This window comes from Paenibacillus psychroresistens, from assembly GCF_009728935.1.
Classification (GTDB): Bacteria; Bacillota; Bacilli; order Paenibacillales; family NBRC-103111; genus Paenibacillus_AC; species Paenibacillus_AC psychroresistens.
On record NZ_CP034235.1, the window covers coordinates 5,484,747 to 5,497,197 of the forward strand.

The window sequence follows — 12,451 nt, forward strand, 5'->3', positions numbered from 1 at the left end:
TTACACGCTAGGGATGACCCACATGATTTGTGAAGGTTGCCCTCCCGACCAATTGACATATTCTGTGGATCCCCAAGTACGAACGGTAACCGTTTTATAACTTGAGTTTATATCCTCATAAAAACCTACTACCGTAACTATATGCCATGAGTAGGGAGTGCCACCAAGTGGATAGAAAAAACCGAATGGGTGGTCGCTGTTGATCTGACTCTTTATCTGGCCCCAGAAGTAGGAATCCATTCCCAAATCGTAGTAATTTACAGTTGTAGAGAAATGATAGCCTTTTTCAGTATTTGTATGCTTCTTAATTCCACTTGCCCAACTTTCAGCGGAAGTGCCTGTGGATCCGGTGCTCATATCACTAAACATGTGATTCATTAAGACTACCCCAGTTGTTCGGTCCGTATTGGTCTGTAAATTGTCAAATCCATGCTCATCGTAGTAATTCAAGACATTTGCGCCAGCCGCCGGACCGCAACCTGTAGTATTACTCTGAGATAATGATTGGTCATAAGATCTGACACCAACTATGGTGTCAGTATTAACAACCATCGGACTGATGATCGCTTTTCCTACTGCTCTGCTTGTTAACTTTAACTTTTCCTTAGCCCATTGATCGTGAGCCTTCTGCTTATTTGTTTTGTCAATACTAAGGCTTGGGATATCGTCAATTTTGTTCATTGAACCAAGGTCATACTTTTGACGATTACCATCAGTGGTTTCAATATCAACACCCAATGCAAAAGGACCGCCGTACAGATATTTGGCCTTCTTTACCTTTTTGTTCTGCGTAGTATCGAGTTCTTGACTGATAACCCCGAGTTTCCCTGTCGGCGACAGTCCCACTCCAACTTTTACAATGGGGCTGATATCGGTGGTTGCTCCTACAATAAAATATCCTAACTGCTCATCCGCGTTAATTACTTGTATTTCATATACTGCCGGTTGGCCATCATTGCTATAAAATAGAGTGGGTTTACCGACTTGAGCACCTTTCCATGTCGGTTCGAAATGTTTAACCACAACTTCCTCCAAATACTGTTTAGACACTTCCAACGCGGTATTTTCATCAATTCTTTCGGCAGCTGGTTCTGCCGGGGAAGCGAATACAGACGAACCAGAAAGGAGTAAAAATGCACTTAGGATTAGTACTACAGTTCTTTTCATTATTCGATCTCCTTTATATTAAAATAATTTTGAAACAGCCATATTGTTTCGTTCTTTTCAAAACAAAAAAGTAGTTGATATTCCGGTTTAGGTTATTTTCTAATATAGATACTTTGCCATCTTTCACTTGAAGAACAGTTCGTCACCTTTTTGAAAAAACCTTGATCTGGCTCTATGATTTTATCAGCATCCCCCCTCATTCTGCCCAGCAAATAATAGTGCTCTTATTCTCTTTGAATTTATTAGATGAAATTACTTCAAATCCCACTTTTCCATAATGTGTTTCTATCTATTTTTAATATAGCATATATGCAATTTTGTAAAATGATTCCAAAGACGTGATATTTGTCGAACGATGCTGTCGAATATACACCAGATATGAAATAACTGTCAATTCATCAGATAAGTCAGTTAAATAGTAAGTAAATTTACAATATAGTTGGTAAATGAAATATTTAAAATCCCACTGGAAATTATTACAAACATCAGTGGGATTTAAGATTTAGGAATGATACCTGAGAATAGTTGCCAAATTGATCATGTTCGAAGAAAATAAAGTAATAGTCGGGAATTAGTATTAAACCAACGGTCAGATTAGTGGGGGAAAGTGAGGGAATTAACTTGTGGAAGAAACAGGGATTTATTTATAGTTTACAGCAGCCTTTCACTCCGATAACGGACAGCATAGCGGTCTCCTTTTTACGACTAACAGCCATAAGAAGGCTGGAGTGAAAAAAACGAAATGGGAAGGTAGAAACAAAATGAAGAAAGATCAAGATGCGAGATTGTATTTGGCAAGTCAATTTGTGGATTTGAGAAATGAGACTTGGCTGGATGAGGATGAAGTTGAGTTGTCCATAGTTGAGTTTATTTCTCGCATGTCCATTGAGTCGATATCTTTTTATGAGTAAGGTGAGATTAGCTTCTGGTATACGGATGGTGATCTATTTTGGGGACACAGTATTTTGGTGAGATACGATAAAGAAGGTCAGCCAATTGAAGCGAGTATTAATGGGTGATTGAGCAAATTTTTAGTTCTGCATAATTAAAAACACTTCCATACAAAACCCCATAAAACTTTTTTCTAACGAATTATGGAACAAACCTGCTTTATTTCATGAACAATTACAAAATTCTAATGAATTACGGAATAACAAAAACGGAGTTATGCGGGTTCGCAGCTCCGTTTTTCTAATCAATTATGGAACATAACAACGTATTTGGCTTCATAGTAAGTTTTTGCATAGCCGCTACAGCAGATATTTTCTCATCTCGCCAATCTTGATATATAGAAATAAAATCCGACCCTATTTCTTTTTTAGGTCTACCAAATTTAATTCCTTTATTTAAAGCTATTGCTATTCCTTCAGCTTGCCTACTATTTATCTTCTCACGTTCCCTCTGAGCCATGTATGAAAGCAATTCTAAGACAATATTGCTGATTACCTTATCTAAGTAAGCGTAAAACAGCCCCCACCTTGCACAAGTACAAAGGACGGGGACTAAGTGGTTTTCTTATTGAATACACGACAGGTCAGAGGCAAAGTCTGTGACCAGGGCAATAGCATATCTAAAGCTTTCGTGTCTTTTGGGTCTTCTAAATTGGGGAGTTTCTCAAATAGATAAGTCAGGTAGATCATTGGATTTAATCCATTCTCTTTAGCCGTTTCGATCATACTATAGATCATGGCACTTGCCTTTGCACCGCGAGGCGTATTGCTGAACATCCAGTTTTTTCGACCGATGACAAAGGGCTTAATCGAGCGTTCGCTTCGGTTGTTATCGATCTCTAAGCGACCGTCATTCATGAAAGTCTCGAGCTTCTCCCATTGGTTTTGGCAATAAATAATTGCCTCCCCGAGTTTACTCTTGGGTAAAACGCGAGATCGCTGTGTACGAAGCCATGCTGAAAAAGCATCCAGAATCGGGCGACTACGCGCCATTCGAATGGTTGTACGCTCTTCAGGTGTAGAATCCTTAATCTCTCGCTCAATAGCGAAGAGACGGTTGCAGAAATCTAAACCTTCACTGGCAGTTACAGGAGTGGATCGTTTAGGATCCGGTAATGCCTGCAGGGCCTCATCAAATTTGCGACGGGCGTGAGCCCAGCAACCGACTAAGGTCACATTCATTATCTTGTGGTATCCCGAGTAACCGTCAACATGCAGGTAACCTTTGAAACCCGTTAAAAACTTGCGCGGGTGTTCCCCTGCTCGTGTTGGCTGGTACTCATAGATAATGATAGGCGGACCTTCGCGCCCGGTACGATAAAGCCAAAGATAAGACTGGCTCTCTGCAGATCGACCTGGTTCTCGCAGCACCTGCAAGGTCGTCTCATCTGCATGTAGAATGTCCTTTTGAAGCAGATGCTCGTGCATGCGTTCAACCAGCAATCGCAACCAAGTATCTGCACCATGGATCATCCAATTGGCTAACGTCTGACGGGACAAGGCTACGCCAAGTCGTGCAAACTGCTGCTCCTGACGGTAAAGGGGCATGCTTTCTACATATTTTTGGCTCATGATGTAAGCCATCATCGAGGAAGAGACTAGGCTTCCCGGATAAACCGGACGTGGCATCGGTGCTGTAACCACAGGTGTCGTGGTCGCCTCGACCTCACAGCGACGGCAAGCATAAACGAAACGCACATGCTTCACGAGCTTAATTTCAGCAGGAATAAGCTTCAGTTCTTGGCGCGTTTCAGTGCTCATTTCATGCAAGTTTCCACCGCAGCATGAACAAGTTTGTTCTTCTTCGGACAAGCGGTACTCGATCGTCTCTACAGGTAAATTCTCAACCATGGCCTCTCGTTGTCCGCTTTGTTTCTTGCGGCTGTAGGTAACGGATTCCAACGTTGGTTCTTCTGCAGCGGGATTGGCATCCGACTCGGCTTCGTTAAAGAGATCCAATTGATCCGGATGCGTTCGTTCACTTGATGCACCGAATTGTTTCTTCTGGCTGAGACGGAATTGCTCCTCGAACCAAGCCAGCTTCGCAGACAGTTCGGCGTTTTGTTTGGCCAGTTTTATATTTTGTTGTTGTAACTCTTCTATTGTAGGGTGGGACGTATCCGTTGTGGTTTCCATATCTAACTTTTTCGACCTAGCTCACCGTTTTCCTTTCAACAATTTTGTCAAAATCTCGAACTTCCTGTTCCTTGAAGTTAGATCACGGTGCGTTCGGTAACGGAAGGATGCGCTTGCTGTTGCTCAAGTGAAAGTCCATCCAAAAGCCAGCGCAATTCACGGTAACCGACGACTAAAGGAGTTGTATTCGAAGAAGGCCAACGAAATGTACCGCGTTCCAGCCGACGATAATAGAGCCAAAAGCCATTGTGATCCCAATGCAAAATTTTGAGTTTGTCTCGATTGCGATTACAGAATACGAAGAGGCTGGATGAGAAGGGATCCAACTCAAAGCCTTCTTTAACCAGCACGGTGAGTCCATCAATCGATTTGCGCAGATCTGTATTGCCGCAAGCGAGGTAAACACGTTCGATGCTCGAAGCATTTAGCATGAAGTTAATGTGCGTACAAGGTCACGAAGTAGATTGGCGTTAAAGTCTGCTGGAACCTCAATACTTGCAGAGCCAACTCGAACAACGAGGTTGCCCGTTATATCTACTTTTTGTTTGTTGCTAGCGAGAGTAACCGGCAGCCATTGCGTGGAAGAAGATGAGGAGCTTGGACGTACGGAAATATTCATTTTCTTGAGCCAGTACTTCAATTGATGCATACTTTGCGTATGCGTTTTGCACCATGCTGACATTGTAAGTCCACTGGATTTAAAGTCTGCTATTCTTGTTATCCAATCCTGAGTTCGTTGATTGCTATCCATAAGAGAACCTCCTTCATTAAATCTGAGGAAGATTATCTCATAGAAAAATTCATATTTTTAGGTGGGGAGTATTTTACGCTTACTTATCTAATCCATTCTTATATTGTCTAGTATCTAGGATAGGCATATCAAGTATTACAATGTGTGCAGCAATATTCTGTGTAATGTCCTGCCACTCATGTTTAATCTCATCTGCGTTACGACCTAATCTATCTAATTCCTTCACAAACAATGTATCACCATTTCTAAGCATATGCTTCAAAGCTTGATACTTTGGTCTTATGAAGTCTTTACCGCTTTGCTTCTCTATGATTAGATTCCGTTCATTAATATTCAAATGCTTTAGTGCTTCAATTTGCCTATCTTCACTCTGATCTTTTGATGATACTCTTATATACCCGAACTCTTTTACTTCTCCCACTATTAAAACTCCTCTCCAAATTGATACCTACAATAGATCATTTTTATGTGTCAAAATATATACAACATTATTGAAATGTTTCTAATATATTTAGTATGCATTTTGACACATTAATTCCCCTTTAAACTAGCATCATTTCAATAAGTCAAAAGGTATACTTATTGCAATACTCAAAGGAATAATAATTAATATAAAAGAATAATTGTGATCAATTATAGATAGGTAAGCGTAAAATACTCCCCACCTAAAAATATGAATTTTTCTATGAGATAATCTTCCTCAGATTTAATGAAGGAGGTTCTCTTATGGATAGCAATCAACGAACTCAGGATTGGATAACAAGAATAGCAGACTTTAAATCCAGTGGACTTACAATGTCAGCATGGTGCAAAACGCATACGCAAAGTATGCATCAATTGAAGTACTGGCTCAAGAAAATGAATATTTCCGTACGTCCAAGCTCCTCATCTTCTTCCACGCAATGGCTGCCGGTTACTCTCGCTAGCAACAAACAAAAAGTAGATATAACGGGCAACCTCGTTGTTCGAGTTGGCTCTGCAAGTATTGAGGTTCCAGCAGACTTTAACGCCAATCTACTTCGTGACCTTGTACGCACATTAACTTCATGCTAAATGCTTCGAGCATCGAACGTGTTTACCTCGCTTGCGGCAATACAGATCTGCGCAAATCGATTGATGGACTCACCGTGCTGGTTAAAGAAGGCTTTGAGTTGGATCCCTTCTCATCCAGCCTCTTCGTATTCTGTAATCGCAATCGAGACAAACTCAAAATTTTGCATTGGGATCACAATGGCTTTTGGCTCTATTATCGTCGGCTGGAACGCGGTACATTTCGTTGGCCTTCTTCGAATACAACTCCTTTAGTCGTCGGTTACCGTGAATTGCGCTGGCTTTTGGATGGACTTTCACTTGAGCAACAGCAAGCGCATCCTTCCGTTACCGAACGCACCGTGATCTAACTTCAAGGAACAGGAAGTTCGAGATTTTGACAAAATTGTTGAAAGGAAAACGGTGAGCTAGGTCGAAAAAGTTAGATATGGAAACCACAACGGATACGTCCCACCCTACAATAGAAGAGTTACAACAACAAAATATAAAACTGGCCAAACAAAACGCCGAACTGTCTGCGAAGCTGGCTTGGTTCGAGGAGCAATTCCGTCTCAGCCAGAAGAAACAATTCGGTGCATCAAGTGAACGAACGCATCCGGATCAATTGGATCTCTTTAACGAAGCCGAGTCGGATGCCAATCCCGCTGCAGAAGAACCAACGTTGGAATCCGTTACCTACAGCCGCAAGAAACAAAGCGGACAACGAGAGGCCATGGTTGAGAATTTACCTGTAGAGACGATCGAGTACCGCTTGTCCGAAGAAGAACAAACTTGTTCATACTGCGGTGGAAACTTGCATGAAATGAGCACTGAAACGCGCCAAGAACTGAAGCTTATTCCTGCTGAAATTAAGCTCGTGAAGCATGTGCGTTTCGTTTATGCTTGCCGTCGCTGTGAGGTCGAGGCGACCACGACACCTGTGGTTACAGCACCGATGCCACGTCCGGTTTATCCGGGAAGCCTAGTCTCTTCCTCGATGATGGCTTACATCATGAGCCAAAAATATGTAGAAAGCATGCCCCTTTACCGTCAGGAGCAGCAGTTTGCACGACTTGGCGTAGCCTTGTCCCGTCAGACGTTAGCCAATTGGATGATCCATGGTGCAGATACTTGGTTGCGATTGCTGGTTGAACGCATGCACGAGCATCTGCTTCAAAAGGACATTCTACATGCAGATGAGACGACCTTGCAGGTGCTGCGAGAACCAGGTCGATCTGCAGAGAGCCAGTCTTATCTTTGGCTTTATCGTACCGGGCGCGAAGGTCCGCCTATCATTATCTATGAGTACCAGCCAACACGAGCAGGGGAACACCCGCGCAAGTTTTTAACGGGTTTCAAAGGTTACCTGCATGTTGACGGTTACTCGGGATACCACAAGATAATGAATGTGACCTTAGTCGGTTGCTGGGCTCACGCCCGTCGCAAATTTGATGAGGCCCTGCAGGCATTACCGGATCCTAAACGATCCACTCCTGTAACTGCCAGTGAAGGTTTAGATTTCTGCAACCGTCTCTTCGCTATTGAGCGAGAGATTAAGGATTCTACACCTGAAGAGCGTACAACCATTCGAATGGCGCGTAGTCGCCCGATTCTGGATGCTTTTTCAGCATGGCTTCGTACACAGCGATCTCGCGTTTTACCCAAGAGTAAACTCGGGGAGGCAATTATTTATTGCCAAAACCAATGGGAGAAGCTCGAGACTTTCATGAATGACGGTCGCTTAGAGATCGATAACAACCGAAGCGAACGCTCGATTAAGCCCTTTGTCATCGGTCGAAAAAACTGGATGTTCAGCAATACGCCTCGCGGTGCAAAGGCAAGTGCCATGATCTATAGTATGATCGAAACGGCTAAAGAGAATGGATTAAATCCAATGATCTACCTGACTTATCTATTTGAGAAACTCCCCAATTTAGAAGACCCAAAAGACACGAAAGCTTTAGATATGCTATTGCCCTGGTCACAGACTTTGCCTCTGACCTGTCGTGTATTCAATAAGAAAACCACTTAGTCCCCGTCCTTTGTACTTGTGCAAGGTGGGGGCTGTTTTACGCTTACATAGATAGAATACAAAAAAGAAATCCAATCGGATAAAAAATTATCTCATAGAATTATGATACACTAAATAAAGAGTCGAATGATCGACTCCTTGTTTAACGAATCATTTCATTTATCCATTAATGTTTAGCATCCTATCAGACCTTACTTTTAATTTAAACAGTGAAGACTTGATGCAAATCGCTTCCCAATATTTTGAACGTGATTTACACTCTTTTCCCAACCCCTGGTGTTCGGGTATAGTCCATTCTCTCGTACAGAAAATCATAAAACTCTCGACTCCATAATCAAGTTTGGCCTCTGAATCAATTTTCAACATTACATTTCGAAGTGTACGCTCACCCTCTGGAGGTAATTGACTCCCATGCGTCTTTGCAACCTTTGGATCTAGTAATCCAATTATAGTAAAACTCATATTTGATCATCCCTTCTATTTTTATTAATATTTCCTTTTGTTGATTAAATCGATTAAAGAAATTTTGGTCAACCCTGTTTTTACATACTGTTTCTCTCCTTTTGTTCCTTTAGAAAATGGAATTTAATATTTCATGTATCCGTTTGACATCAACTGCATAATACGGAATTTCTAAACGAAAGTATTCATTTGAATAGTAAATCTAGATCATTTGGTTCATGTGTTCGATACGTTTAGCATTTCTTATCCATTTCTTCAAGTAATCGTAGAATCTCAACTACTAATTAGTAATAGATAGAAGAATTAACTCAGAAATTGCTAAGTTAAATCGTTAAAAAAAATTTCCCGATAATCTTCATAATATTTCTTAAGTTTATTATGAAATGATAGTTTAATATCAATCATGCGTTTATAAAATTGGTCAAAATCTTCTACTTGTTTTTCTTCCCCAATCATATGTGTAACAAGAGGTTTACAACCTATCTCTTTTAGAAATAATAATTTTTCTTTTGAAAATTTATCTCGTTCATATTGAATAGTGAAGAAGCATCTAGAGTTTTCAGTATTTCGATATTCATATCCATTTTCAAATAATTGTTTACATTGCTCTAATGAACCATCGTATGTCATTTGTATAACAGTTTCGAAATAATTAGATGCAATCAATTTTGTATCCTCTGCTTCGATCACTGTCATGCCAACCTCATCTAACATTATTAAAAATATGAATGGAGTATTCTGCAATGCGAATTCGAAAATATTAATACCAAATAATTTTTCTTTATAGTTTTTTAATCTATCAATTTCTCCAAGGAATTTGAACAACTTAATTATTCGAAGCGTTGTAGCTTCATCCTCTTCTTCAATGGATTGCTGAAGAGAATTAAATACTTGTTCAAACTCAGTTATTTGACTTGGATCACTTTCCCATTGATAAACCTGATCCCGAAAATTTGAAGATTTTAACCCTAACTTTGTAAAGTAATTCAGAGTATCCTCACTTGTTGCATACGCTCTGGCATCATTCCCCCAGAAATTACGTTCTTTAAAATTGAAACCTGCTTCGACAAATAAATTAACAATAGATTTGTTAAGATGTGCAATACAGAGGAACAAGCCTTCCCCGCCATTTTGAGTGAAATACTCTCTACCAATCACATATGGAATAAAAAATGGAAGGTATTTCTGAGCTAATTTTTTCTCCATACTTAAAGAAAGAAACGCTGTACTTTCTTCAAAAATGTCTTGATATGGTTGAATCGGGTCAGCACCTTTTATTAAAGCTGCTATCAATAGGGGTAACGAATCCGGCAACAATCTAACGATATGCACCATAATTGTTAAACCCCAACCATCTTTCTCAGAAAGATCGGTAATGTCATTCAGAAGAATTCTCAAGGCTTCGGAATATTCTTCCGCATTAATTGATCGTAATAGCATATCAAGGGGTAGTGACGTTCCTATATACATATTCTCCATCGATGAGTGAAATTTTTTGACATCGATCATTAAATGCCCCAAATGTGAATGTTGAGTACTTTTTGCAATCGAAATTCCGTTAATTCCTATATGGGGTGTTAAATAAAGATTGTTACCCTTTAAAGCAATTACAAGGTTAGCATTTTCAATACCATCATCAACATTATTCATATAACCTTCATCGACATGATTGAAATCAATTGATCCGTCATATGCAACATTATTTTCCCTACTGATTTTATGAGCATTCAAAACAGCATTTAGCCTTGGCTTCCCCTCCCAGACAAGCTTTCCATGTAAATATATTTCATAGTAAGTGCCCATTCCATATGCGACTTTATAATTTTCAAATATTAATTGATCTTTCTTTCTATTTTCAAAATACAAGTTCATCATTTCCTCAAAAATTTTCAAGTTCCTGTGAACCACTAATATCTTTTTCGTTTTGATATCTTTAAGATTGTAAAAATTTCTTCGAGGAAGATACATGACTCTAACATCTGCATTCTTGTCTAGGTCTTGATAATATTTCACGGCAATCACCCTCCTAAAATTGATTATAATTGCTGAAAGTGTTTGTCTACTTTTCGTTCGATTTATTACAAACTATTTCAAAGATTCCCTCTACTCTATTAATTACTACATTTCCTTCGTCCATATATTGAATGTCGAAGTGGCTTAAAACAAGCATATTGGTTTAACCCAAAAATGCTTGTGTTTTGCATATTAATTTAGTCCTAAATTTTTAAAGATGGGATTTCGCTTAAATTAATCCCAAATGTTGTCTTTACTTCAATATTTCCTTCCCAATCAACACTTATTCTTGCTATTAACTTTACTAAGATGCTTTTCAACTCCATAAATTCATCCTCTTCTTCATAATTAAGAGAGATAAGGTCATCAAGAGCATCTCTGACTTCTTCGTATAAATCCTCAATATCGTTCTTTTTTTGCTTCTTAACATTTAACTCCCCTAAGTGTTGCTCTAAGCCTTTTATTTCTTTCTCATATCGTTGTTTTTCAAAAGAATACTGGGCTTCGTCCATCTCTCCAAGCATCAGTAATTTCCTTGTTTCAAAAAGAAGTTCACGATATTTATCAATCTTCTTTTCAGTGTCAGTAATATACTTCATAGACTGATCAGCATCAATTAGAATCAATCCTTTATTTTGTTCGAACAAATTTAATAATGAGGTTTGACGACCTAAGATTTCTGATATGTTATTAATAAGTTCATCACGAAATGGCTTGTATGGTAGCCAAAAAGAATTATCGCAGCCAGTAGCGCCTTGTCGTCTTCGCTTAGAACACACCAAGTAGCGGTATTCTGTTGCTGCGCTTTTAGTTCTACCAGAGGTTGATTTCATACTTACCATGGCACATCCACAATGAGTACAAAAGATGATGCCAGCAAAAACGTTTTTTGATGCTCTAATACCACCTCGTTTACCACCGCCACGAAATAAACGCATAGCCTGGACTTTCTGAAATAATTCATCTGCTATGATTGGTTCGTGTGTTTTTTCATTGCTACTCTCCCACTGGCTTTTATTGCGCTGCACCTGTTTCTTGCTGCGATCTGATAAATTATTAATGTCGTTATAAACTTTTGTCGTTTCATATTTACAAAATATATTTCTTCCAGTGTAAACTTGATTGGTCAATATCCTTTGAATACTCGATAATCCCCAAACTCCACCTTTATATGCAGCAATCTTTTTTTCATTCAAATAATTCACTATAGATTTATCGCCCATATTATGGTTGATATATAAGTCGTAAATTAAATCCACTATACCTTTTGTTTTTTCGTCTGGAACAATCGTCTTGCGCTCACCAATTATTGTTTTTTTATATCCATATGCGGCGAATGAACCTGTGAAATTACCTTTCATTGCTGATTGTCGGATACCACGTTTTGAACTTAAACTAATTTGTTCACTTAATTTTTGGTTCACAGCACTGATAATTTGAAATTTTAACTCGTCATTATCAATGCGGGAATCATAACCTTCTTCAATACTAATTACTCTTATGTGTAGAGCATCTACAAGGATTCTCTTTAAGTTTAAAGAATCCAATGTGTCACGCGAAAACCTACTTAAACTGGCAAAAATAATAGTTCTAAATTTACCTTGTTTGGCTTCAGTAATAAGTCTTTGAATTTCCGTCCTAGCTACAATAGAAGTACCTGTATCGCGATCTTCATAAGTATAGAGGATTTGAAGACCGAGGATTCGAGCCTTCTCTTCACACAGCCCTTTCTGATGCTCTGGACTGTCCTTTTGAGAGTCTTTTGTTGTTGATACCCTTACATATAGGGCTGTAATGGATTCGTCCATAACTCCCCTCCTCGTAAGCCAAGTTTACAAAAAAGAATGATTACATTATTGCTCGTACGAATGACGGTATTTTTTTTGCTCTTATATGCGGATCAATGAAACC

The 12,451-nt window shown here is 39.3% G+C and carries 12 protein-coding genes and 1 pseudogene; 5 read left to right on the forward strand and 8 right to left on the reverse strand.

Translation table 11 applies throughout. The features are described 5' to 3' along the window. Positions 1–1,167: a C39 family peptidase gene (locus EHS13_RS25150; RefSeq protein WP_155703023.1), complete on the reverse strand. Its 1,167-nt coding sequence runs from the start codon at positions 1,165–1,167 to the stop codon at positions 1–3. A 761-nt stretch (positions 1,168–1,928) separates the two neighbouring features. On the opposite strand from EHS13_RS25150, the gene EHS13_RS25155 reads away from it, so the two are divergent. Then, complete coding sequence (locus EHS13_RS25155; RefSeq protein ID WP_155703024.1) at positions 1,929–2,078, forward strand: hypothetical protein; 150 nt, start codon at positions 1,929–1,931, stop codon at positions 2,076–2,078. 6 nt (positions 2,079–2,084) lie between these two features. After that, positions 2,085–2,186 (forward strand): DUF2262 domain-containing protein, encoded by a 102-nt coding sequence (locus EHS13_RS37620; protein ID WP_155705504.1) that lies wholly within the window; start codon positions 2,085–2,087, stop codon positions 2,184–2,186. Positions 2,187–2,358: 172 nt separating this feature from the next. Here EHS13_RS37620 and EHS13_RS25165 read toward each other — a convergent pair whose 3' ends face one another. The 5 genes and pseudogenes from EHS13_RS25165 to EHS13_RS25185 all read right to left on the reverse strand — a co-directional run. Further along, complete coding sequence (locus EHS13_RS25165; RefSeq protein WP_227013518.1) at positions 2,359–2,577, reverse strand: DNA recombinase; 219 nt, start codon at positions 2,575–2,577, stop codon at positions 2,359–2,361. Positions 2,578–2,669: 92 nt separating this feature from the next. Continuing rightward, entirely contained in the window at positions 2,670–4,253 is a 1,584-nt protein-coding gene (gene tnpC, locus EHS13_RS25170; RefSeq protein WP_155703026.1) for an IS66 family transposase, read from the reverse strand. 77 nt (positions 4,254–4,330) lie between these two features. Then, positions 4,331–4,684, reverse strand: a complete 354-nt coding sequence (gene tnpB / locus EHS13_RS25175; protein WP_155698875.1) for an IS66 family insertion sequence element accessory protein TnpB — start codon at positions 4,682–4,684, stop codon at positions 4,331–4,333. Continuing rightward, positions 4,678–5,004 carry an IS66 family insertion sequence element accessory protein TnpA gene (gene tnpA, locus EHS13_RS25180; RefSeq protein WP_155698876.1) on the reverse strand — a complete coding sequence of 109 codons (327 nt, stop codon included), beginning with the start codon at positions 5,002–5,004 and terminating at the stop codon, positions 4,678–4,680. The genes tnpB (EHS13_RS25175) and tnpA (EHS13_RS25180) overlap by 7 nt, the downstream gene beginning before the upstream one ends. 88 nt (positions 5,005–5,092) lie before the next feature. Next, positions 5,093–5,425 (reverse strand): annotated as a pseudogene (locus EHS13_RS25185) (recombinase family protein); the annotation flags it as partial. A 305-nt stretch (positions 5,426–5,730) separates the two neighbouring features. On the opposite strand from EHS13_RS25185, the gene tnpA (EHS13_RS25190) reads away from it, so the two are divergent. From tnpA (EHS13_RS25190) to tnpC (EHS13_RS25200), 3 genes are all read left to right on the forward strand, one after another. Beyond that, a complete protein-coding gene (tnpA, locus tag EHS13_RS25190; protein ID WP_155698876.1) occupies positions 5,731–6,057 on the forward strand; it encodes an IS66 family insertion sequence element accessory protein TnpA in 327 nt (108 codons plus the stop codon). Further along, positions 6,051–6,404 (forward strand): IS66 family insertion sequence element accessory protein TnpB, encoded by a 354-nt coding sequence (gene tnpB, locus EHS13_RS25195; protein ID WP_155698875.1) that lies wholly within the window; start codon positions 6,051–6,053, stop codon positions 6,402–6,404. Before tnpA (EHS13_RS25190) ends, tnpB (EHS13_RS25195) begins: the two co-directional genes overlap by 7 nt. Before the next feature lie 77 nt (positions 6,405–6,481). Then, entirely contained in the window at positions 6,482–8,065 is a 1,584-nt protein-coding gene (gene tnpC / locus EHS13_RS25200) for an IS66 family transposase (protein WP_155698874.1), read from the forward strand. 780 nt (positions 8,066–8,845) lie between these two features. On the opposite strand, the gene EHS13_RS25205 is transcribed toward tnpC (EHS13_RS25200), so the two are convergent. Both EHS13_RS25205 and EHS13_RS25210 read right to left on the reverse strand, forming a co-directional pair. Beyond that, positions 8,846–10,540: a hypothetical protein gene (locus tag EHS13_RS25205; protein ID WP_155703028.1), complete on the reverse strand. Its 1,695-nt coding sequence runs from the start codon at positions 10,538–10,540 to the stop codon at positions 8,846–8,848. A 203-nt stretch (positions 10,541–10,743) separates the two neighbouring features. Then, the gene (locus EHS13_RS25210) at positions 10,744–12,348 is read right to left on the reverse strand and encodes a recombinase family protein (RefSeq protein WP_155703029.1); all 1,605 of its coding nucleotides are present in this window, start codon (positions 12,346–12,348) and stop codon (positions 10,744–10,746) included. Positions 12,349–12,451: the final 103 nt, after the last annotated feature.